Source organism: Acidicapsa borealis (assembly GCF_059115245.1).
In genome coordinates, this window is the sequence record NZ_JCACNY010000001.1 from 2,314,951 (window position 1) to 2,337,911 (window position 22,961).

The window sequence follows — 22,961 nt, forward strand, 5'->3', positions numbered from 1 at the left end:
GAACAATGCCGCGAAACCAGACCAACCCATGACCCGTAAAGTCTTCTACAAGCTCCTGGGATTGTTCGCCCTCCTGCTGCTCTTTCACGGAGTAGTGATGGAACTGCTCTTCCATCACATCGTGGAGAATGCGGCTGTACACTCCTTGCCGGTTCTGGGCAGGGAGGCGTTGCTTTCAGGTCTGGCCGCAATCCTGCTTGCGCTGCCGCTTGCTGCCTGGTTCTCTTTCAGCATCTCGCGCCGCCTGCGCCGCATGGTCAACTTCGCTCATCGGATCGCGGAGGGGAATCTGGACGCTCGTCTCGAAGATAACTACCGGGATGAACTTTCCACCATGGCGGACGCGCTGAACACGACAGCCGCGCGACTTGAGCAGAGCTTTGACGAACTGGAAAGCCGCCGTCGCGAGCTGGCCACGTTGCTCGATTCCATGCAGGAGGCTGTCGTCGCCATCACCCGCGAAGGGAATGTCAGTCTCTCCAACATTGTGATGCAACGCCTCGCCGGCACCCAGATCCGCGAAGGCCGCGCACTGGTCCAGCTGATCCGCGACCCCGATGTGCTCCGGTGCGCAGAGATCGCCCTCCGCGACCGCACCATCCGCTACGGTCGCGCCACCACGCTCCTGCCCGGCAGCACCTTTGAGATCAATGCCGCGCCGATGCCTGGCGGCGGAGCAGTCGTCGTCCTGCACGATGTAACCAATGTGGAGGCTGCCGAAAAATCTCGCCGCGACTTCATTGCCAATGTCAGCCATGAACTGCGCACACCCCTGACCTCGATCTCCGGCTACGTTGAGACGCTGCTGGAGGATGCAAATCCAAGTCCTGAAACGACTCGCGAGTTCCTCCAGATCATCCTCAAGAACTCGAACCGCATGAACCGGCTAACCGAGGATCTGCTGGAACTGGCGGGGGTTGAGAGCCCAGACTACAAGCTCAGCCCGCAACCGATCCGCGCTTCGGCGCTGGTGGAAGATGCGATCGAGTCGCTGGCCGGCATGGTGGTCGATTCCGGCATTCTGCTCGAATCGGGCGGTGCGCCTTCGAGTATGGTGATGGCAGATCCAGACGCCATGACGCAGGTTTTTGGCAACCTGATTGAGAACGCGATGAAGTACGGCAAGTCCGGAGGCCGCGTCCGTGTCTTCGCTCAGCAGTTAGAGAATGAAGTTGAATTTGTCGTCCAGGACTTTGGCCCTGGAATGGCTTACGAGCACCTGACGCGCATTTTCGAACGCTTCTACCGCATCGACAAGGCTCGCTCGCGTGACTCAGGCGGGACGGGACTGGGACTGGCAATTGTGAAGCACATCGTGCAGGCTCATGGCGGACGCATCTGGGCGGAGAGCGAACTGGGACACGGCGCGGCTTTCCACTTTACCCTCAAAACCGTGCCATCGCCCGCCGTGACGGTAGAGCCGGAAACGGTCGAGAACCAACCGTAACTTAAGCTCGGATTTGTGCATGTCGATTGCATCACGTCGTACGCGGATTGCGCATCGTGATCACAGGGATTGCGCATCGTATGAGGCGGATTGCGCGATTTCGGAGGCTTCTTGCGCATCGTGGCACGCGCAGGATGCGGCTCCCGGGCTGCGAGCGAACTGACGCTTTCCAGTCTTATCCAGCTTTACTTGTCTCATTCTGAACGCTGAATCACGCGAATTGCGCCCAGACTGGGCAAAACCGAAGGCAAGTTCAAATTCCCGTAACATGAAGCGCAGACAATAGCCTCAGTAGCAGTAAGCAAGGAGCGAATGTGAGAAAGACTTTGATCGTCGCCGCAAGTCTGGCGATTCTGGCCGTGAGCACGGCGCAGGCACAGAAGATTACTGGCGCAGGAGCCACTTTTCCTTATCCCATTTATTCCAAGTGGTTTAGCGAGTACAGCGCGGCGCATCCCGGTGTTGAAATCAACTATCAGTCGATCGGTTCCGGCGGCGGTATTCGCCAGGTAACGGCTGGTCTGGTCGACTTCGGCGCAACCGATGGCCCGATGACTGACGAGCAGCTGGCTGGTTCCAAGGTCAAGCTGATCCATTTCCCGACCGTGATGGGCGCGGTTGTGCCGATCTTTAACGTGACCGGCGTCAGCGACCTGAAGTTCTCGCCTGACGTGCTGGCTGATATCTACCTCGGCAAGATCACTACCTGGAACGACGGCCGCATCGCCAAGGACAACCCAGGCGCGAAGCTGCCGAGCGAAACGATCAATGTGATCCATCGTTCGGATGGCAGCGGAACCAGCTACATCTTCACCGACTACCTGAGCAAAGTCAGCAAGGACTGGGCAGGCGGACCGGGCAAGGGAACCGCTTTGAACTGGCCCAAGGGCATTGGCGGCAAGGGGAACGAAGGCGTTGCCGGTCTGGTCCGTCAGCTTCCTGGTTCGATTGGTTACGTTGAGCTGATCTACGCGATGCAGAACAAGATCAGCTTTGGCGAAGTGAAGAACGCGGCCGGCAACTGGGTCAAGGCTTCGATCGCCGGTGTGACGGAAGCTGCAGCCAGCGTGAAGACGATGCCGGCGGATTACCGTGTGTCGATCACCAACGCTCCGGGCGCGCAGGCCTACCCGATCTCCAGCTTTACTTGGTTGCTGGTGCCGGTCAAGTCGGCTGATCCGGCCAAGGGCAAGGTGATCAAGGACTTCCTGAACTGGATGCTGAATGACGGCGAAAAGGAAGTTTCTGCGCTGTATTACGCTCCGCTGCCGGCGGCTGTGATCGCTAAGGAACACCAGACGGTCAACAGCCTCCAGTAAGCTGCGAAGCATTCAGCGGCAAGGCCCGGATCTCCCCCATCCGGGCCTTGTTGCATCCTGAAGCAGTGTTGCGTTATCGAATCGTTACCGAATCGACCTGTATGTGCCGGATTTCGCAGCTCATTAACACCCTGTTCACATTTCGCCGTTAGCCTCAAGAAGGTGACTGTGCCTTTGTCAGAGATTTCTACAAGAAAGCCGGAGACGCTCGCGGAATCCCGTGCCGAGCCTACCGGCAGTACTCAATCTCCGCGGCAGGAGCCGGTCTCCGAAGTCCGCAGCTTCCTGCTTTCCCGCGGACCTTCGGCTCTTGCCGACCGGGCATTCAGCGGGTTGATGCTGACCTGCGCAATCACTATCTTTGGAATCGTGGCGTTGATTGCGGCTGAGCTGGTCCTGCGATCGCAGATGAGCTGGCACAAGTTTGGCATCTCGTTCTTTTACAAGTTCAATATCGATCCGGATACACATCTGCCTGTTTTCTGGGATCCTGTCAGCGGAACGTTTTATGCGCTGCCGTTTCTTTATGGAACGCTGGTTTCGTCGCTGGTTGCTCTTGTCATCGCCGTGCCGCTGGCAGTGGGCCTGGCGATCTTTCTGACGGAGATGTGCCCGAAGTTTCTGCGCGGTCCTTTGGCCTTCGTGACGGAGTTGCTGGCGGCGATTCCCAGCGTTGTCTATGGTCTGTGGGCCGTCTTTGTTCTGGTGCCGCTCCTGCGCGAACAGGTGAACCCGCTCCTCATCAAAGCATTCGGCAATACGGTAGTGGTCAAGCTCTTTGGCTGGACCGGGTTGGTTGGCGAGAACGGCCTTTTCGGTGGCGTGAACTACGGTCTTGGATTTCTGGCTGCTGGGGTGATCCTGGCGGTCATGATCCTGCCGATTATCTCTTCGCTGACTCGGGAAGTCATGAGCGCTGTGCCACACAGCCAGCGCGAAGCCGTGTTGGCGCTCGGCGCGACGCGCTGGGAGATGGTCCGCATGGGTGTGCTGCGCAACGCTCGCATTGGCATCGTGGGCTCTGTCATCCTTGGCCTGGGCCGTGCACTGGGCGAGACGATGGCCGTGGCGATGGTGATCGGGAGCCGGCCTGAAATTTCAAGGTCGCTGCTGTCGCTGGGGAATTCGATGGCCTCGGTCATTGCCAATGAATTCAGCGAGGCTTCCGACAATCTCTATCTCAGCGCGTTGATTGAGATCGGCCTGGCGTTGTTTATCGTGACCATCATCGTGAATGCGCTGGCCCGGCTGCTGGTATGGGCAGTGACGCGCGGTGCGCCGGCGCGGGTGAACTAGATGCGTATCGCTGAGAGGCAACTGTGAAAGCCAGCAATCCAACCTATCGAAACCGCTCCGCCATGCGCACGGGTGTTGATTACCTGGCGACGGGTCTCGCAGTGCTGGCGACGATCCTGGTGATCGCGCCGCTGGTTGCGATCTTCGTTTACCTGATCATCAAGGGTGCAAGCTCGCTGAATCTCGCTTTCTTCACCCAGACGCCAAAGCCTGTCGGTGAAGAGGGTGGCGGCATGGCGAACGCCATCGTGGGTTCCGGAGTGCTGCTGGCTGTGGCCAGCATGCTGGGAATTCCGATCGGTATAGGCGGCGGTATTTACCTTGCTGAGTTTGGACGCGGCACACGGCTTGCGAATGCGATTCGGTTTACCGCGGACGTGCTGAACGGCGTGCCGTCGATTGTGATGGGTATTGCAATCTATTCGCTGATTGTCGTGCCGCAGCATCATTTTTCGGCCTTGTCGGGTGGTATCGCTCTTGGCGTGATGATGATTCCGACGGTGACGCGAACGACCGAAGAAATGCTGCTGATGGTGCCGAACGCGGTACGCGAAGCAGCGCTGGGACTGGGTGTGCCGAACTGGCGCTCGGTGCTATCGATTACGCTGAAGACGGCATCGCCCGGCGTGATTACCGGCTGCATGCTGGCCTTTGCCCGCGTGGCGGGTGAGACGGCTCCGCTGATCTTTACTGCCTTTGGCAACCAGTTCTGGAGCGCGAGCCTCAATCAGCCGATCGCCGCGCTGCCGCTGCAGATTTATATTTACGCCATTTCCCCTTACGACGAGTGGCACCGCCTGGCCTGGGCTGGAGCGCTGGTGCTGATCGTCCTGATCGTTTTGGCCGTTTCGCTGGTGCGGTATGTTGCCAGCCGCGGCATTTTGAAGGGAGCAAGCTAGTGGGAGTCGGGATCGAAGTCACCAACCTGAATGCATGGTATGGTGCCAATCACACATTGCAGGACATCAACCTGCCTATTCCAGCCAATCACGCGACAGCACTGATCGGACCTTCCGGTTGCGGTAAGTCGACCTTTGTGCGCTGCCTGAACCGCATGCATGAGACCAATCCCGTGGCACGCGTGACTGGTTCGGTGCGCATCGGAAATCTGGATATTTACGCGGATGCTTCGCCGGTGGAGATTCGCCGTCGCGTTGGCATGGTGTTTCAGCGGCCGAATCCGTTTCCGACGATGTCGATCTATGACAATGTTGCTTCGGGGCTGAAGCTGAATGGCTACAGCAATCGCAAGGCACTGGATGAGATTGTCGAGCGCTCGCTGCGCAACGCTGCTCTCTGGGATGAAGTCAAGGACGATCTCAAGAAGAAGTCGGGAGCGAGCCTTTCCGGTGGTCAGCAGCAGCGTATGTGCATTGCGCGCGCGTTGGCCGTCGATCCGGAAGTGCTGCTGATGGACGAGCCTGCTTCGGCGCTTGATCCTGTCTCGACTTCGAAGATCGAGGATCTGATCTTCGAGTTGAAGACGCAGTACACGATTGTCATCGTGACGCACAATATGCAGCAGGCGGCGCGTGTAGCGGAGAAGACGGGCTTCTTTTTGAATGGCCGCATGGTCGAGTTCGATTCGACGCATAAGATCTTTACCAACCCCACGGACAAGCGGACCGAAGACTACATCACTGGGAGGTTCGGATGACCCGTATTCGTTTCCAACGGAGCCTCGACGACCTCAAGGAAAAGCTGCTGGTGATGGCTGGTCTTGCGGAGCAAGCCATTCAGCGCGCCATCGAGGCTTATCGCACGCGTGATTGTTCGATCTGCGATCTGGTGAGCCGGTCAGAGTTGGCCATCAACCGGCTGGAACGCGACATCGATCAGGCTGCGCTTGATCTACTGGCGATGGAGCAGCCGATGGCCATCGACCTGCGCTTCATTCTCGCTGTCATCAAGATCAATGCCGATCTGGAGCGTGTGGGCGATGCGGCGAAGAGCATCAGCGATCGTGTTCGCACGATGGAGTCGATGGCTGCTGCCGATCTTCCTGTCGATATCCCGCGCATGGCGACGCTGGCTTCAAACATGGTTCGCAAGAGCCTGCAGGCCTTCATCGAGGGAGACGCGGAGATGGCGCGCTCGGTGCTCAGCCTGGATGATGCCGTGGATGGGATGAATCGCGCCGCGCATGTGACGCTGACGAACGTGATGGCGACAGAGAGCCATTTGGCTCCGCAGGCGCTAAGCGCGCTGATGATTATTCGTGCTCTGGAGCGGGTTGCGGACCATGCTACGAACATTGCGGAAGACGTGATTTTCTGGATTCAGGGCGCGGATGTGCGGCATCTGGGAAGTCTGGGCGAGGCGAAGTCTACGCCTGTCGCCGGCTAAGTATCGTTCTTGCGGAAAATGAAAATGGCAGGCTCTGATGAGAGCCTGCCATTTTTATTTTGATCTTCAACTGGTGAAGGTTATTGGACCGTGAGTGTGAAGGTAGTGGTCGCCACGGGAATCGCTGACGAGGTGGCATCCGTACCGGTAACGGTGAGCGTGTAGGTTCCGGAGGGAAGATTCCCGGACGACGAACTGCTTCCGCCGCACCCGGTGAAGGCAACGCCTAGGGTGGCCAGTAGGATCACGAATGCCAGCGACCGCAGCCTGCGTGCATAACGGCCAATCAATCCTGCCAGCAGGAGGCCGGCGAAGACAGATAGTGCGGTAACCGGGCTGTCTTGAAGGTTCGATCCGCTGCCAAAGCCAGCAGCCTGGATCTTCTTGATCTGGGTCTTGCGAACGGCACCTTGAGCAACGCACGTGGCTGCGCTGGTGTAGATCGTTAAAGTCTGCGTGACCGCTGCTGTTCCGGGTATGACTGCGTCGCCAACGGTGTAGCAGGTATCGTTTTGAATGTTGGAGTTGGTGGAAACGAGAGCAAGTTGCACGGTACCGGTGTAGCCGCCCGCCGGGGTCACGGTGATGGTGCTCGTGCCGGTGGATCCCTGGCTGACAGTGATGTTGGTGGCTGCGACGGTGAAGGTGCCTTTGCCGGAAGTTACGGCGGTTGCGTTGATCGATGCTGTGCCGGTCGAAGCGGCGTGCGTGGCGTCGCCGGAGTAAGCGGCAATGACCGTGTGTGCTCCGGCTGTGGTGAAGCTCGTGGTGTAGGTGAAGGTGCCGTTGGCCGTGAGCGCGTTGCCGGTGATGGGCGTGCCGGAGTCAACCGTGATGTTCACTGTGCCTGTCGGAACTGTGGAGCCCGTGGAGGATACAACGGTGATGGTGAAGGTATCGGAAGCGCCCACGACAGGGGTAGCGTTCGAGGCCGAGACCGTGGTGGTTGTACCGATCAGGGTTGCGCCTGTGTTGGCGGGCCAGGCGTTGGCGAGGTTGTAGAGATCGATCGTCCCGAGGCCGGTGGCCTGGTCGTAGCCAGTGCCTGCGGAGAATCCGATGGTCCCGCTGCAGTTTGCAGAGCCGGCGCGGCAGTCGTTGTCGCCGGTGGTGATGTCGTGGAAGGCTGAGGCGTAGGTGGCGCTGTCGGCGGCCAGTGTGTAGAGGGTTGGATTGATGAGGCCCTGACCGGTCGTGTAGTTCTGCTGCTGATTGATCAGCGCCAGCATGCCGGAGAAGATGGGGGCGGCGAAGCTGGTGCCGCCAGCGGAAGTCAGGAGGCCCGAGGTGGCATCGCGGAAACCGTTGTTGCAGCTGGCGGCCTGACCGGACTGCCAGGCATATGTATCACTGGAGCAGAAGAGATATCCGGGTGTGACGATTGCGGCGTTGAGGGAGATATCAGGCACATCGCGTTTGGAATCGCTGGGAATTCCGGTCACGCCGGTCTGCCAACTTGGTTTGGCGAAGAGGGCGCTGGCGCCGCCGCCACCGGAGGCGAGACAGTCGGTCTGGCCGCAGCCGGAGCTGTCCTCGTTCCAGGCCTGTTCGGGTATGTACTGGAGGGCGGAGGCGATCACGTCCGAGCCGCTGGCAGCTTCCCAATAGGCGGAGCCGCTGGTGAGGTACGTGGAACTGGCGAGAGAGACTTCTGTGCCGCCCAATCCCGTAACGTAGGGGCTGCTGGCGGGGTAATCAACTGCCAGCGCTTCCTGCTCAGCGGTGGTTGTGATGTTGGTGTCGGAGATGCCATAGCAGTCTGTGGATCCGCTATCTCCAGAGGCGGAGATGATGGTCTGGCCTTGCGTGGCGGCCTGCGCAAAGTAGCTCTCGAGGTTCTGACCGCCGAGGTCTGCTTCGCAGGTGCCGTAGCTGCTGCTGATGATGTTGCCAATGCGGTTGTCGATGGCGTAGACGAGGGAGTCGAAAGCCCCGTAATTGGAATCACTGCCGGTGTAGATGAACGTGATATCAGCGCCTTTCGCAATGGCGCTGGACCATTCGAGGTCGAGATCTGACTCTGTCTCGTCTCCAGACCGGAAGGTGGAGGACCCGGTGGAAGGCATGAGCAGGATGGTTGGATCTTTTGTCGGCAGGCCGGCGGCGTTCTGGAAGGCTTCAAGGTCGGCGCTGGCAACGGCGGATTGGCCGATGATGGCGATTGTTTGTCCAGTGCCCGTGTAGCCCGCGTTGTACTCTTTCTGCGCGTCGTAAATGGTGGTGATGTCTCCTGGGGAGAAGTAGACGTTCTGCGTCTGACCGGAGGTGAACGCGGGGCGCGCGGTTACTGATTTCCTGGCGACAAAGTGCGCGTGCGGACGAAAATCGTCGAGGTTATGCACGGCCTGGACGACTCCGGCGAGCGCTGTTGGCACGCTGAGTGCTGTGGACGGAGCAAAGTGAGTCTCGGCGACTCCGCGCACGGATAGCGAGTAGCGGTGCATCTCGGTGGCGAAGGCCGACTCAACCTGAGCGACGGTGCCGGAGAAGCGGATCAGGTTGCGGCTGCGCGCGACTGAGTCGATGGAGAAGCCCTGCGACTCCAGCCAGCTCTTGACCTTGGCGAGATCGGCGTCCGACATGCCGAAGCGCGCGGCGAACTGATCGGGTGTGAGCCATTTGTGATATTGCGCGGATGAGGGATTCTGCTGCGCGGCGAGCAGCGCCTGCAGGTCAGCTTCCTGCGCCTGGGTGCGGCTGAAATAGAGGCTGATGCCCTGGATCCGGGTGCCTGCAGCGAGCCGGCCGCTGTCGAATCGGGCCTGGGCTAGTGGATGCTGCGACCCTGGGAGTACGGTCATCTGCGCACTCGAAATTTCGCTGGAAATCCGCGCCTGGGGCACAGAGGCTTGGGCTGTGTTCGCGACAAACGCGAGCGATGCGCACAGGCATAAGGGGAGGAGGAGGTGCTGCTGCAATATTGAAGCAAAGTTTTTCATGGCCATCCCTGCAATCTGAAAGTCCTGCGTTGGCTCATGGAGTGTTCGTCTCAGGCATACGAGCGCCAGTCGGGCGAGAACACGCCGTAGATTCCATGTAGAGCAGCGATGAGCGATTCGCGTGACCGGAGGTCCTCTGCGTTTCGATCAGCGGAGGCAAAACATCCGTTCAGGCGCTAACGGGTCAGAAGTGGAACTGAGACCCCAGAAAAACAGAAGTGAGCCGGAAGCGAACGTTCTCGCAGTGCACGCAACCCGCTGTAGTTGACTTAGACACAGGTGGCAGAATTTTGTTTCGCAGATATTTTCAGTTGTTGGTACCCGGGTTTAGTCCTGGCAATCAAGCCTCCCACCAGTCCAGCTTTCGTTTGGAATTCAGCCGAGGGTAATAGAGACCGGTGCGGATGGGCAGGGTAGCGTCTGCCTTGAGGTGGCGTAGCAAATGCGCGTAAGTGGCGAGTTGGTCTGCATATGCTGCCCGGCGCTCTTCGAAGAAATCGCGCATGGAGTTTTCATCGGCCAGATCCGCAGCCGAGGCTTCGCTGGACTTGTAGTCGATGATCCACCAGACCGGATTGCCGCTCTCTTCTGGATGCGGCGCGAAGAAGACGCGGTCGGGGCGCAGATTTCGTTGCCCGCCATCGAAGATGCCCGACCAACGGCTTTCAGAGGCCGCGTTCGGGTGCGGCGCGAGGATCCACGCGCCTTCGGGATGGACCGCTGCTCGTCGCGCCACGGCCAGTGCCTCGGCGGCGAGCCTCCTGGCCTGCTGCAAGGGCAGGCCCTCGCCACGCATGGCCGCGATGACGGAGGGCAGCATCGCGGCAACGGTCTCGGCAGCTTGCTGGGGATCTTGATTCACGCGCAGATGGCTCACATGCTCCAGCAGCGAATGGATGGCTCTGCCGAGAAGGCGCGACTCCAGGCCGCCTTCAGTGCGCGTGAAAAGCTCCGAGCCGATGCGATCGCTTGCGGGGGCGTCGAAACGAATCGTTTGCGGCTCAACGAAGCCCTCGGGCAACCGCCGCAGCATCGTGGGCTTGGCTATTACGGGCGTGGGCGCAGAGGCGGATGCAAGGGCGGGCATGGTCACGAGGTTGGAGTTGGCCGGGATTGCCGAGGCCGCGAGAGCGGGGATTTCTCCGGCAGCCTCTGTTCGTTCACAGCACCATTCGGCGAAGCGGCTCTCGATGAACTTAACGAAGGCAGGCCAGGCGGTGGCCAGAAGTCCATTCGATTTCCCCAGTTGCCGTTCGATCCGCCCGTCGACAAGCTTCTCTGTAAAACGCGGCCGGGCAAAGAGGTGCAACTCTTCCCGGGCGCGCGTTGCGGCCACGTAGAGGAGCCTGCGCAGCTCCTGTTTTTCGCGCTCGCGCTTGACCCGGTCGACCCAGGCCTTGGCGGCGCTGGCATCCTTGCCCTTGGCCTGAATGGGAGCGATCAGGAACTCGGTCAGTGCGCCGTCCTGGTCTTCCTGTGAGCCGGGCAGGCCGCGTTCCAGCCAGCTCATCAGACTGCGATCGTGGGTTTTGCCTGTTGCCTCGAGGTCCGGAACGATGACCATCTCGAATTCCAGCCCCTTGGACTTGTGAATGGTCATTAACTGCACGCCAAACTCGGCGCTCGCAGCGGGATCGGGCAAGGCGTACAGGCGCTCGAGAGCAGCCTTGAGTCCCGGCCCCTGCAGGTCCAGTTCGCCCTCCGGCAAGCCATCCAACGCTGCCCAGAGTACGCGCAGATTCTCTCTCTGTTCGGCGTTCACGGTAGCCTCACCGCCGAGTGCCTTCCATACCGACTCAAGCCATGTCCCTAGCGCCATCTCGGCTGCGGCGGCGTGTTCGGCGACGGCTCGCATGATGACGCGGGCCACGCGTGCCGCCGATTCAAACGCGCGCTTATCGAGTACGCCATGCTGGTACAACATCGGGAGACGTTCGGAGAGCAGCGTTGGTATGGATGTTGCGACGATTTCAGCGTCGTCATTCGACGTGAGCTGATGCAGCTCCGCCAGCGAAAGTCCGCACCATGGCGCGCGAAGAACTCCCAGCCACGCCACCCGGTCCACTGGATTGAGTAACGCTCGGGCCAGTGCCAATGCGTCCAGGACCTCGGGCCGCTCGTTGAGCTTGACCAGCTCGATTGCGCGAAAGCCGATGCCGCCCTCGCGCAGAGCCTCGGCTACAGCCACGAGGGACTTTCGATTCTTAGCCAGCACCGCGATGCGGAAACGGCTCTTGCCTTGTTCCGCCGCCAGCCTGCCTCGGACTAGTCCGACTAACTCCTCAAGCTGCGTTGCACGTGTCTGATCCGGCTCGCCAGAGGCGCTGCCGGATGCGTCCGCGCCTGACCGGGTGAAGGCGAGATGCAGTTCTGTCTTGGCTGTTGAAAGAGATGTCCGAGCGGGCACGGCTTCTGAGAACTCCACGCCGCTGCCGTCGTTCTCTGCGAAGACATTCGTGAAGTGCTCATTCAGATCGTTCACCAGGCTGGGAGCGGTGCGGAAATTGGCTTTCAGCTGCACGAACTCCAGTGGAAACGGCTCTGCGTCCAATGCACTTATGTCGGATGGGATCTCAAGTCCCTGGGTCTTCACGCGCTCGAACAGCTCGACCTCGGCATCGCGAAAGCCATAGATCGACTGCATAGGGTCGCCGACGCAGAAGCAGCTTCGCCCCTCGCGATCGGGCCATGCTCCAATGAGCCGCGCCAGCAGCAGATGCTGATTCCGGCTCGTGTCCTGAAATTCGTCGATCAGCAGATGCCGGATCGAGTCCGCTTCCCGCATGGCAATGTCCGAGGGAAAGCCGTTCTCGGGAGCTAGGATGCGCAGGGCGATTTGCGCGATCTCGGTAAAGTCCACGGAGCCGGTCTCGGCGAAGACGACCTGCAGTTCGGCATACGCAGCACGCAGCACCGAGAAGCAATCTCGGATCAGCGCCCACTCCGCGTCCTCGTAGCGTATGGGCACCGGGCGCTGAAAGACGCCTAATGCTGCTTCCAGCTCCGCTTCGATGGCGAGGCCTTCAAGGTAATCCACGAAGCGGTCCTTTGCAGCTTTGCCTGCGGGCGTTGGAGGGAAGCCGTGGTTCACATTGACGCCGCCCTTCTTGCGCCAGCCTCCATCTTTGGTCATGAGGAAATTGGCCAGCTCGCGCATCGCGGCAACTCCGTCTTCCAGTCCAGCGGGATCGCCCTTCAGGTGGCGCGAATGCGGCATCTCCGCCCGCTCCGCAAGGCCCAGCGGCACGGACTTACCGCCGTTCCCGCAGGCAAAACGGGCCAGCTCCAGTGCGAACTCGCGGCTCTCGGGCAGGCGGTCCAGAATCTCATCGACACATGCCATGCACCCGTGGGCAGCGCGCAGAAATGGCCGCTCCAGACGGGTTCGAAGTGCGTCCCAGTCGCCGTCCGGCAGGAAGACGAATTCCTGGTACCAGCGGTTCCTTACGCCGAGCATTTCGACGATCAGCGTTTCCAGATCGGTCCAGTTGTTGTCCCGCCAGCGCATCAATGCTTCTACGGAACGACGCGCGGCAGTGTCTGGGCCATCGAGCAAACCCAGCGTCCGCTTTGCTGCCTGACGGTAGAGTTCTTTGGGTGCATCCGCGGGATCGAGCCTGCCGCCCAGGCCGGAGAGCAATCCCCAGCTCAGAGGGCTTTGCAAGGCGAGCCCGCGGCAGAAGGCATCGATGGTGGTGATGCGAAGCTGGTTGGGCTGATCGAGGATTTCCCAGCCCAGGCGGCGGCTGCGGTCCATCGCGCGCAACGCCAAGGCGGCCAGACTCTCCGGGTCCTCCGGCCTTGCAGCGTCGCTTGCGGATGCCGCGGCTTTTTCCAGTTCGCCCAGAATGCGCTGCCGCATCTCGGCTGCGGCGGCGTTGGTAAAGGTGATTGCGACAATCTCATCGGGCCGTTCGGCCTGGCCGAGGAGGCGCAGGAATCTTTGCGTGAGGAGTTGCGTCTTGCCCGAGCCGGCGGGAGCCTGCACCAGGAAGGATCGGTTCGGGTCGAGGGCTCTCCGGCGCTCTTCGGCGTCGGGCGGGGCGGTTGGAAGGAAGGGAATGGGGCCTGCTTCCGGCTTAAACATCCGCGTCCTCCTCGCTTTCTTGTTCGGCTGTGCTGTCGAGGTTTTCGTAGATGCGGCAGACAGATTGCAGTCCGCAGTTCACGCAGGTCTTCAATCCATTCTTGGGATCGACGGAGGCTCGTCCGGCGAGAAAATCCTGGCCGAGTTGCTCGATCAGCTCCCGCCAGGCCTGTAACTGCTGGTCAGTCAGAGGAAATTTCATCAGTGCGCTTGTGGCATGCAGATCAGGCTGGAGCGTACCGGCAGCGTCGCGAACGCGGCCGTAGAAGCTCACGTCTTCTGCGCGCACGCGGCCGAAAACCAACCCCTCAACGCGATCTGGAATGGCCAGCGAGGCATAGAGAGGCAGTTGCACGTCGTCCGGGCGATCGCCCATCCATGCTCCAGGGGTAACGTCCCCGGTCTTGTAGTCGATGATCAGCTTGCCGCCGGAGACCTCGTCCACGCGGTCGAGACGGAGCCGCAGCGTCATCCCGGCGACGACTGCTTCACTCTTGACCTCAGTCCCGGCAACGGTGAAGGGCTGGCGCATCTGTTCGTAGGCCAGCCACTCGGTGACGAGATCGGTAAGCCGCTCCGCCTCCAGCTCCAGGAGGCGGGCAGGGAAGCGGTTGGGCAATGCGTTCTTCCTTTCGGGAGAGAATGCGTTGCGCATGGTTCTGGCCACGTGATTGGCGACGAACGAACGCGGATCCGCCAGCGCCCGCAGATCCTCCAGTGAGGCCAGACCGCCGGTTTCCTCGCCGCCCCACACCCGATGCAGGACATCATGCAGCAACTGTCCACGCTGCCGCGCATTCAGTCCCGCCTCGGCGGGGTCCCAGTCGCGGGCGCTCAAGCGCGCTGTTGCGAATGCCTGGAACGGGCACAGGGATTGCTTTGTCAGCGTTGCTGCACCACCGGCAAGAATGCTCAGGGGAAACGCGGGTTGGCTCTGGTCCACGAAAGTTTCGGTCAGAGGAGTCTTGGTGGCGGCTTCAGGATTGTCAGCAAGATGGGGCGGAACCGGTTCCGGCGCAAATGGCTGGACAGCACGATTCACGACAAGGCGCGAAGGCCGACGTTCGCCCTCGGCCGCCTGTCGCGCGAAGCTGAAGATCACTTCGGGTGCTGACGCGAGCAGGCGCGTTGTGGCCTGTTCCGCCAGCGTCCAGTCGGCCTGCGAGCTCCCGTGGGGCATGCCTGTTTCGCGCTGCAGGCCGATTGGCAGAAGCGGATGCGGCTGTCCACGTCCAGGCCAATTCTCTTCGTCCGCGCCGAGAAACCAGATGCCGTCCGCCAACTGCCCGGCTGATTCGAGCGGCTCCGTGATCAGCACTGCAGCCTCTTTCGATTCGGCGGCAAAGATGGTGTCGGTGACAGCGTGGGTGAGCGTCTGAACGAACTCGCTCCACTCCATCAGCGGGCCGTCGTAGCCCAGAGAACCGCATTTCTCAAGCGCTTCCTCCCAGCGGCGACGTGCCTGGAAGGCTACAGTTCCCAGTGGGCGAAATCCCGGCCAGGCCGTCGATTCCAGGAGTTCGCTGGCTACCCGGACCCACTCCCAAGGGCCCTGCTGCAGAGGTTCTGTCGCTAACTGCTCTCGCACGGCCAGCATGCGGCCAGCCCAGGCTTCGCTGGAGGGATGGTTCGCGGCGCAGGTGGCGAATTCCGGCAGGGACCATTCCGTCCGCTCCTGGCCGCGATGCCGCACTGTGCGCATTGCCTCGGCCAGCGCAATCTCCTCATCAGCACTCGCAACGCTGCATCCCGAAGTGAGCAGCCAATCCACTTCCGGCTCCGTCAGCTTCTCGGAGAGCCAACGCAGCAAGAGCAGACCGCCGCGCGCCAACCCCACTCTTCCAAGAGGCACACCGAGGGAAAATTCAAACTCCAAACTTGTCTGGCTGTCAGATTCGGAGCGCAGCAGCGCCCGCTCCAGCTCGCCTCGGCGTTGTGCCAGACCCGTGGTCACGATCATGACGCGTGCTTCCGGTTCTTCGGACCGGCGCTGCCGCACCCAGCGGACACAGGCATGCAACTCCGAGGCTCCGTCAGGAAACGCATAGCATCTCGCTGCTGAGTCCTCTGAGTCTGGTGACAGAATTTCCCAGGTACCCCAGGCATCGAGCAGCGTCTGCTGCGTTTTCAGCAGTCGGTCAAAGCCGATCAGCAGCAAAGAGGGCCGGGAAGCAACCGCGTTCTCACTCGTTAGTAGTTCTGTCAGCGAAAGCGCTACTCGACCCGCACTGATGAGGCCCTCGCGCCGGCAATGGCTGTCAAACTCTTTGAGCCATCCGCTGAAGACGGCGGCATCCTCGCTCCACGCGGCTCGCGCGGCTGCCGGAAGGGCTTCCGGAGCATAGCCTGTGAGGAGACGGTAGGCCCGCATTGCAGCGCCGGCCATCCCTTGCGGATGCAGCATGCTCGCCCCGATGGGGCTGCGGCGAATGATGTCTGCCCAGATGGACTGCTCCTGAAGCCCATTCAGCAAAATCAGGCCTTCGCGGTTTCGCTCCGTCCAACGCTCGCTAACCCATGCATCCCAGCCAAAGACCGCAGGCGTTTCCCACGCCAAACTGCCGTTTGCGACACGCGCTGCATGGACGGCGCCGGAGACAGCGCGGGCTGCGCGGTCGTTGGCGGCCAGAACTACTCCGCCGGTCGCAAGCCACCTATCCACCGTGGCATTCCTCTTGGTTTCGAGTTTGCTCATCCGTTCCTAATCTTACGGTGCGGGTCGGCTGTCCTCTAGCGCTGCCGCGGTGCCCCTCTGGAAAACCTGCTGCGCGGTTGTACACTGGTATGTGAAACGCCAACTTCTTACCACTTCTCTTCTGCTCTGTTTTGCCGCGCTTATCGGCATTGCAGGCTGCCATAAGGCCGCTGACAGCTCTTCGGCGAGCAGCACTCCCCAGCAATTCAAGACGTATCCGCTGCGCGGGAAGGTTGTTTCAACCGACGCTGCGAAAGGTGAAGTGACGCTCGACCATCAGGCCATCCCCGGATTTATGGAGGCGATGACCATGCCTTACAAACTGCGCGATACGCGCATCCTCGGCGAACTGCATCCCGGCGATCTGATTACTGCCGACGTGCTTGTTTCGCAAACAGCTGATGCCGAGATTTTTGTCGATCATATTGTCATCATTGGACAGGCGAAGCCGGACTACCGGCCGGCGATGCAGTTTCACGTCCCGCAGCCGGGTGACCAGGTACCGGACTTCATGCTGACCAATCAGGATGGCAAACATATCCACCTGAATCAGTTCAAGGGCAAGGCCTTGCTGGTGACGTTTCTCTACACACGCTGCCCGCTGCCGGATTTCTGCCCGCGCGTGACGCGCAACTTCGCGGCGATCGAAAAGTCGTTGGCTCTGCATCCGGAGCTCTACAACAACACCCATCTGCTCTGCGCCAGCTTCGACCCCGAAGGAGACACACCGGACCGCCTGAAGGCGTATGGCGAGCAGTACATGGGCGCGGCGGCTCCGAAGGCTTTTCAGCATTGGGATTTTGCGGTTCCGAGCAAGGCGGTGTTGACTCCCATGGCGCAGTTCTTCGACGTGGGACTTACGACCGAGCAGAACCAGACCATCACACACACTCTGTCGACAACGCTGATTGGCGCCGACGGCAAAGTGGTCAAGTTTTACCCCGGCAACGAGTGGACTCCGCAAGAGGTACTCGCAGACGTCGCTAAGCTTTATCCGAAGGCATAGGTCATGATCGCGATCGTGATGGGGGTTAGCGGTTCAGGTAAGTCGTACCTCGCTGCAAAACTCGCTGAAGCTACCGGCTGGCAGTTTGCCGAGGGCGACGACTATCATTCCGCTGCAAACAAGGCGAAGATGGCAGCCGGCACTCCGCTTACCGATGAAGATCGCGCGCCTTGGCTGGACGCTCTGCACGATCTCATGCTCGGCTGGCACCAGGCGGGGCAGTCCGGGATTGTGACCTGCTCATCGTTGAAGGCCTCGTATCGAGAGCGGCTCACCGCCAATCTGCCGGAAGCGCGCTTCATCTGGCTCGATCCGCCGCGCGCGGTTCTGGCCGAGCGGATGGCGCATCGGCCTGGCCACTTCATGCCGGCCGCGCTGCTGGACAGCCAGATTGCGACGCTTGAGGCTCCGACAGGCGGGTCGCTGACGCTGCGGCTGGACGGGTCAGAGCCGGTGGAGCAAGAGATTCGCACCGTGCTGGACTGGCTTGACTTTCACGAGCCGGACGAAAACGACTGAATCCGCCGCCAGCGCAGCCTCATCCCTTCCAGTAGACTCAAAGAGGAACTGCACTTCCAGAGGTCTTATCCCTATATGGCAAAAGTCACCATCGGATTCGCTGTCGTCTTCATCGTGCTTGGCATCATCGGCTATGTCGCCACGGGGAGCCAGCACCCTACGGCGCTGATTCCCGCCGCGCTGGGGCTGCTGCTCGGCATCTTCGGCATTCTGGCATTGAGCCCCGACGCCGGACGCCGCAAGCTCTTCATGCATATCAATGTAACCCTGGCGCTGCTCGGTTTTCTCGGCACGGTCATGGGGCTGATTCAGTGGTTTGGCACCCTCGCCGGCAAGACGGTAGCGAATCCTCCGGCGGTCGAGTCGAAGGCTGCGATGGCGCTGCTGTCTTTGTTCTACGTGATCCTTTGTGTGCGGTCCTTCATTGCAGCGCGTAAAGCAAGGCTGGTCTAACCATGCCCAGCATGCGCAGTGGCGGAATGGCGATGCAAGCAGAACGCGGAGGCCGCGGTTTGGGCAAGGGAAGCGACGCGCCCAAGAAGAAGGTCGACTTCCGCAAGCTCTGGCCCACCATCTGGACGCTGGTCAAGCCGCGCCGCTGGCTCATTTTGCTTGGCTTCGCGTTGGTGGCGATCAAGACCGTCTCCGGCCTTACGCTGCCGTATCTGAGCAAGTTCCTGCTGGACAATGTGCTCGCGTCCGCGCATCCCCAGCCGGCAATGCTGCCGAAACTGATTGCCATTGTGATTGGTGCCACGCTTATCCAGGCGGTGGTGTCCTTCTCGTTGACGCAACTGCTTTCGAAGGAAGGCCAGAAGCTTATCTCAGAACTGCGCAAGCAGGTGCAGCAGCACGTTGGCCGCCTTTCGGTCTCCTACTACGACGCCAACCGCACCGGCACACTCGTTTCTCGGATCATGAACGACGTCGAAGGCGTGCGGAACCTTATTGGCACCGGGCTCGTCGAGTTCGTCGGCGGCATGCTAACGGCGATCCTGGCGTTCGCCTATCTGCTGAGCCGCAGTGTCTCCGTCACACTCACTGTTTTCGCTGTTGTCGGCGTCTTCGTCGTCGTGCTGCAGTCAGCCTTCAAGAAGATTCGCCCCATTTTCCGCGAACGGGCCAAGATCAACGCTGAAGTGACGGGACGCCTCACTGAGTCCCTCGGCGGTGTTCGCGTCATCAAGGGCTACCATGCCGAGGACCGCGAAGCCACCGTCTTCGGCGCCGGCGTCGATCGCCTGCTTCGCAACGTGGTCAGCTCGCTGACCATGACCAGCACGCTTTCCTCCGCGTCAACGACCGTGCTTGGCCTTGTCTCCGGCATCGTTATGTGGCTGGGCGGTAACGCTGTCCTGAAGCATGGCTGGACGGTTGGCGACTACTTCAGCTACAACATGTTCCTTGCCTTTATGATCGCGCCGGTCTTCCAGATCGTGAATATCGGGACGCAGTTGACGGAGGCTTTCGCCGGTCTCGACCGCACGACTGAAATTCTTTCCGAGATGGAAGAGAACGCCGATCCGAAGCGCGGGCTGCTGATGCCGCCGATTACCGGCCGCGTCCAGTTTGACGATGTGCATTTTGAATACGAGGCGGACAAGCCGGTCCTGCATGGCATCGACTTTGTCGCCGAGCCAGGATCTGTGACAGCGCTGGTCGGATCTTCTGGGTCAGGCAAATCGACGATCATCAGCCTGATCTGCGCGTTTCACAATCCGGTCACGGGGCGCGTGCTGGTCGATGGCTTTGACCTTGCCAGCGTGAATCTGAATACCTACCGCTCGCAGCTGGGCGTGGTTCTGCAGGACTCCTTTCTCTTCGACGGATCGATTCGCGACAACGTCATGTTTTCGCGGCCCGATGCGAGCGAAGAGCAGTTCCTGTTCGCTTGTCGCACTGCACGCGTGGACGAGTTTGCTGAGCGCTTTCCCGAGAGCTACGACACGATCGTTGGTGAACGCGGCGTGAAGCTCTCAGGCGGCCAGCGCCAGCGGCTCTCGATCGCCCGCGCGCTCCTGGCGCAGCCTCGGATTCTGATTCTCGATGAAGCGACCAGCTCGCTCGATTCTGAATCGGAAGCAATGATCCAGGATGGACTAAACCAGCTCATGCAGGGCCGGACCACGTTCGTCATTGCTCACCGGCTGTCGACCATCCGCCGCGCCGATCAGATTCTCGTGGTGGAAGGTGGCCAGATCGTCGAACGCGGCAACCATGAGCAGCTATATGCGCTGAAAGGCCGCTACTACGACCTCTACACCCGTCAGCATGGGCTGGAAGCCAATCTCTTCCTGGCTCCCGGCGAAGGCGATGCGGTCCCAGTCGCGGCCCGCTAAAGCGCCTGCACAGTCTTTTAAAACACAGCAAACTTGACCTCGACCTCGCGGCTTGCTGCTACCGGTCGGCCTTTCTCTGTTGCAGGCAAAAAGCGGTATTGCTTCACCGCTGCGACAGCCTTCGCATCGGTGCCAAAGCCCAGCCCGCGCCGAAGCCGCACCTGCGTCGGTAAGCCTTCTGCGCTCACATCCACGGTGACAATCGCCACCGAGTTATATGTCGTTTTCGCCGTAGGATCGACGAAGTCTGCATCGACTGTGTGAATGGGAATTGGCGGCGTGTACGAGCCCTTCCTGATCTTCGCGAGATCGGGCGCAGCCAGATCCCTTTCGGCAATCACCACCACCGGCACGGCCTGCGCGAGGTTGGCATGAAAAGAAACCCTCACATCGATGCGCACCGGCAGCGGCTTTGCAGGACCTCCAGCGGGGGTCAGCATCCCCGGCACAAATCTCGATTGCTTCACCGCCGCAATCGCCGCCGCATCGAATGCGTCGCCATGCGTATGCAGCACCTCGATGCCCTTCGGTGTCCCATCCACGGCGATCACCATCGACAGAACCGTGAACCCAGCAACTTTTTTCAGAGGCACGTCTGACGGGTACCCGGCGGCCATCGCCTTGGCGATCCGCGGAGCAGTTACCATCGGCCCTACAAAATAGTTCCCCTCAACATCCGGTTGCGGCTGCTGGATGATCGCTGGGGAACCTGCCTGAGCGATCGCGATGCATGCATACAGTGCCAGACATACGAGGGACCCTGCTCGCCGTGCGCGAGAGATACTCAAATGGATACGCATCCCGCAAATCTATCAAGAAATTTGTAATTCCCTCATAAGGAAGGCGTAGTCGAAAGCTATCTCTTTCAAGTAGTCGTAGCGGCCGCTTGCGCCGCCATGGCCAGCTTCCATGTTGGTCACGAGAAGCAGTGGGTGATTGTCCGTCTTGAGGGTACGCAGCTTGGCGACATACTTGGCTGGTTCCCAGTACATGACCTGGCTGTCGTTGAGTGACGTCTTGACCAGGATGGAGGGGTAGCTTCCTGGCTTGAGATTGTCATACGGCGAGTAGCTCAGCATGTAGTGAAAATACTCGGCTTCGTTGGGATTGCCCCACTCTTCGTACTCGGGAACGGTCAGGGGCAGGGAAGCGTCGAGCATCGTATTCATCACGTCGACGAAGGGGACATGCGACAGGACTACGCGGAAGATCTCCGGCTTTAGGTTGGTCACCGCGCCCATCAGCAATCCTCCCGCTGATCCGCCTTCAATGGCCACCCGCGCCGGATCGCCGTAGCCTGAGGCCGTCAGATATTCGGTGGCCGCAATGAAGTCGGTAAACGTATTGCGCTTCACCAGCATCTTCCCGGCGTCATGCCAAGGCTTGCCGAGGTCGCCGCCGCCGCGGATGTGCGCATAGGCCATCACTACGCCGCGGTCCAGCAGGCTCAGCCGATTGGCGTTGAAGCCGATTGGCAGTGAATAGCCGTAGGATCCGTACGCGTAAACGTACAGCGGATTCTTTCCACGCTCGAATTTGTCTTTGCGGTACACCAGCGATACGGGCACACGCACACCGTCCGCAGCCGTTGCAAACACTCGCTCGGAAGCGTATCGCTCACGATCAAATCCACCCGGCACTTCGACCTGTTTCAGTAAGGTCGAGTTGTTCGTTGCCCGGTCATATTCATAGACAGAGCTAGGCGTGACCAGGGACTGGTAGGCGTAGCGAAATTTGCTCGTATCGAACTCGCGGTTCACATGCGGAAACGCACTGTAGACCGGCTCCGGAAACTTGATTTCGTTTGACTGGATGGCGCGGTCGTTTTCGGTGAAGTTCCATAGGCGCAGGCGAGGGAGGCCATCCTCCCGTTCGCAACTCACGAAGAAGCGCTCAAAGAGGTCAATGTCTTCCAGCATGACGTTCTGCCGGTGATCCAGCAGGGCCGTCCAGTGATCGCGTCCAGGCGTGGCAACGGGTGCCGTCACGAGACGGAAGTTGCGGCCCGCATCATTGGTGCGAATGAACCACAGCCCGTTGCGATGATCGATCGAGTACTCGTGTTCATCTTCGCGCTCGGCCACCAGGGTCCATTCGCCGGTGGGCTTGTCCGCTGCCAGAAAGCGCGCTTCGGTCGTGGTGTGGCTTCCGGCCTCCATCAGCAGAAACTTTCCATCGCGCGTGCGTCCGGCGGCCAGGTTGAAGCGTTCGTCATCATCCTGAAATACCAACACGTCCGTGGAGAATTCCGTCCCGAGCAGATGCCGCCAGAGTTGAAACTGACGTTTCTGCTCCTCATCCTCCACGGTGTAGAAGAGGGTCGCGTTGTCGGCAGCCCAGACGATCGAACCGACGCGCTCGACTTCGCCGGGCAGGACCTCTCCCGTGTTTAGATCCTTGATCTGCAGCGTGTACTGCCGAAAGCCGGTGTGATCGATGCTGTAGGCCAGCCAGCGGCCATCATCGCTCACGTCGGTGTCGCCGATGGCCATAAACGCATGCCCGACCGCAAGTGCATTTCCATCCAGAATCACTTGTTCCTCGCCGCCCGCTTCGCCAGCCACATCGGCCTTGCGGCAATGCACCGGATATTGCTGTCCTTCGGTTGTCCGCGAGTAGTACCACCAGCCGCCATCGCGGTAGGGGACGGAGATGTCCGTCTGCTTGATGTGGCTCAGCATCTCTTCGTAAAGCTGGTCGCGCAATCCGGCGAGCGGAGCCATCACCCCCTCGGCATAGGTGTTTTCCGCGTTCAGGTACTCGATTACCTCGGCGGACTCTTTCTCGCGCAGCCAACTGTAGTCATCCACGAGAGCGATTCCGTGCAATTCGGTGACTTTCGGGTCGCGGCGGGCGGTGGGAGGGGTCAGGAGCGAGGGGTCGGTAACAGAGGGAACAGCAGAATCGTTAGTCATCACATCCAACAGAATAGCTGTCCGCTGCGCCCGCGGGCCAATCTTGCTAGCCA

15 protein-coding genes are annotated in these 22,961 nt (G+C 60.4%); 10 read left to right on the forward strand and 5 right to left on the reverse strand.

From position 1 onward, the window contains the following. The first annotated feature begins 28 nt into the window (after positions 1-28). The 6 genes from AC5S27_RS09600 to phoU all read left to right on the forward strand — a co-directional run bounded on the left by AC5S27_RS09600 (position 29) and on the right by phoU (position 6,408). Positions 29-1,447, forward strand: coding sequence for a sensor histidine kinase (locus tag AC5S27_RS09600; protein ID WP_493934346.1), 1,419 nt, complete (start codon positions 29-31; stop codon positions 1,445-1,447). A gap of 314 nt (positions 1,448-1,761) precedes the next feature. Next, positions 1,762-2,766, forward strand: coding sequence for a phosphate ABC transporter substrate-binding protein PstS (gene pstS / locus AC5S27_RS09605; RefSeq protein WP_493934347.1), 1,005 nt, complete (start codon positions 1,762-1,764; stop codon positions 2,764-2,766). Between the two features lie 168 nt (positions 2,767-2,934). Next, complete coding sequence (gene pstC, locus AC5S27_RS09610) at positions 2,935-4,062, forward strand: phosphate ABC transporter permease subunit PstC (protein WP_493934348.1); 1,128 nt, start codon at positions 2,935-2,937, stop codon at positions 4,060-4,062. 23 nt (positions 4,063-4,085) lie between these two features. Beyond that, positions 4,086-4,961: a phosphate ABC transporter permease PstA gene (pstA, locus tag AC5S27_RS09615; RefSeq protein WP_493934349.1), complete on the forward strand. Its 876-nt coding sequence runs from the start codon at positions 4,086-4,088 to the stop codon at positions 4,959-4,961. Beyond that, positions 4,961-5,719 carry a phosphate ABC transporter ATP-binding protein PstB gene (gene pstB, locus AC5S27_RS09620; protein WP_493934350.1) on the forward strand — a complete coding sequence of 253 codons (759 nt, stop codon included), beginning with the start codon at positions 4,961-4,963 and terminating at the stop codon, positions 5,717-5,719. The genes pstA and pstB overlap by 1 nt, the downstream gene beginning before the upstream one ends. Continuing rightward, entirely contained in the window at positions 5,716-6,408 is a 693-nt protein-coding gene (gene phoU, locus AC5S27_RS09625) for a phosphate signaling complex protein PhoU (protein WP_493934351.1), read from the forward strand. Before pstB ends, phoU begins: the two co-directional genes overlap by 4 nt. An 80-nt stretch (positions 6,409-6,488) precedes the next feature. On the opposite strand, the gene AC5S27_RS09630 is transcribed toward phoU, so the two are convergent. The 3 genes from AC5S27_RS09630 to AC5S27_RS09640 all read right to left on the reverse strand — a co-directional run bounded on the left by AC5S27_RS09630 (position 6,489) and on the right by AC5S27_RS09640 (position 16,129). After that, entirely contained in the window at positions 6,489-9,209 is a 2,721-nt protein-coding gene (locus AC5S27_RS09630) for a protease pro-enzyme activation domain-containing protein (RefSeq protein WP_493934352.1), read from the reverse strand. Positions 9,210-9,687: 478 nt separating this feature from the next. Beyond that, positions 9,688-13,434, reverse strand: coding sequence for a UvrD-helicase domain-containing protein (locus AC5S27_RS09635; RefSeq protein WP_493934353.1), 3,747 nt, complete (start codon positions 13,432-13,434; stop codon positions 9,688-9,690). Continuing rightward, positions 13,427-16,129 carry a PD-(D/E)XK nuclease family protein gene (locus AC5S27_RS09640; RefSeq protein ID WP_493934354.1) on the reverse strand — a complete coding sequence of 901 codons (2,703 nt, stop codon included), beginning with the start codon at positions 16,127-16,129 and terminating at the stop codon, positions 13,427-13,429. The genes AC5S27_RS09635 and AC5S27_RS09640 overlap by 8 nt, the downstream gene beginning before the upstream one ends. A 91-nt stretch (positions 16,130-16,220) precedes the next feature. Here AC5S27_RS09640 and AC5S27_RS09645 point away from each other — a divergent pair, with 91 nt between their 5' ends. The 4 genes from AC5S27_RS09645 (at position 16,221) to AC5S27_RS09660 (ending at position 19,993) form a co-directional block, all read left to right on the forward strand. Next, positions 16,221-17,135: an SCO family protein gene (locus tag AC5S27_RS09645; protein ID WP_493934355.1), complete on the forward strand. Its 915-nt coding sequence runs from the start codon at positions 16,221-16,223 to the stop codon at positions 17,133-17,135. A 3-nt stretch (positions 17,136-17,138) separates the two neighbouring features. After that, complete coding sequence (locus AC5S27_RS09650) at positions 17,139-17,654, forward strand: gluconokinase (RefSeq protein WP_493934356.1); 516 nt, start codon at positions 17,139-17,141, stop codon at positions 17,652-17,654. A gap of 75 nt (positions 17,655-17,729) precedes the next feature. Beyond that, positions 17,730-18,107, forward strand: coding sequence for a MotA/TolQ/ExbB proton channel family protein (locus tag AC5S27_RS09655; protein WP_493934357.1), 378 nt, complete (start codon positions 17,730-17,732; stop codon positions 18,105-18,107). A gap of 32 nt (positions 18,108-18,139) precedes the next feature. Next, positions 18,140-19,993, forward strand: coding sequence for an ABC transporter ATP-binding protein (locus tag AC5S27_RS09660; RefSeq protein ID WP_493934358.1), 1,854 nt, complete (start codon positions 18,140-18,142; stop codon positions 19,991-19,993). Between the two features lie 17 nt (positions 19,994-20,010). Here the strand turns inward: AC5S27_RS09660 and AC5S27_RS09665 are convergent, their stop codons facing one another. After that, positions 20,011-20,640, reverse strand: coding sequence for a TonB family protein (locus AC5S27_RS09665; RefSeq protein WP_493934359.1), 630 nt, complete (start codon positions 20,638-20,640; stop codon positions 20,011-20,013). Between the two features lie 165 nt (positions 20,641-20,805). Next, positions 20,806-22,908, reverse strand: coding sequence for a S9 family peptidase (locus AC5S27_RS09670; protein ID WP_493934360.1), 2,103 nt, complete (start codon positions 22,906-22,908; stop codon positions 20,806-20,808). Positions 22,909-22,961: the final 53 nt, after the last annotated feature.

What these genes read in the sequence shown, in the direction of transcription:
- phoU (WP_493934351.1), top strand. Translation starts at nt 5,716, where the DNA reads ATGACCCGTATTCGTTTCCAACGGAGCCTCGACGACCTCAAGGAAAAG.
- AC5S27_RS09670 (WP_493934360.1), bottom strand. Translation starts at nt 22,908, where the DNA reads ATGACTAACGATTCTGCTGTTCCCTCTGTTACCGACCCCTCGCTCCTG.
- AC5S27_RS09650 (WP_493934356.1), top strand. Translation starts at nt 17,139, where the DNA reads ATGATCGCGATCGTGATGGGGGTTAGCGGTTCAGGTAAGTCGTACCTC.
- AC5S27_RS09630 (WP_493934352.1), bottom strand. Translation starts at nt 9,209, where the DNA reads ATGACCGTACTCCCAGGGTCGCAGCATCCACTAGCCCAGGCCCGATTC.
- AC5S27_RS09665 (WP_493934359.1), bottom strand. Translation starts at nt 20,640, where the DNA reads ATGGTAACTGCTCCGCGGATCGCCAAGGCGATGGCCGCCGGGTACCCG.
- AC5S27_RS09600 (WP_493934346.1), top strand. Translation starts at nt 29, where the DNA reads ATGACCCGTAAAGTCTTCTACAAGCTCCTGGGATTGTTCGCCCTCCTG.
- AC5S27_RS09635 (WP_493934353.1), bottom strand. Translation starts at nt 13,434, where the DNA reads ATGTTTAAGCCGGAAGCAGGCCCCATTCCCTTCCTTCCAACCGCCCCG.
- AC5S27_RS09655 (WP_493934357.1), top strand. Translation starts at nt 17,730, where the DNA reads ATGGCAAAAGTCACCATCGGATTCGCTGTCGTCTTCATCGTGCTTGGC.
- AC5S27_RS09660 (WP_493934358.1), top strand. Translation starts at nt 18,140, where the DNA reads ATGCAAGCAGAACGCGGAGGCCGCGGTTTGGGCAAGGGAAGCGACGCG.
- AC5S27_RS09640 (WP_493934354.1), bottom strand. Translation starts at nt 16,129, where the DNA reads ATGAGCAAACTCGAAACCAAGAGGAATGCCACGGTGGATAGGTGGCTT.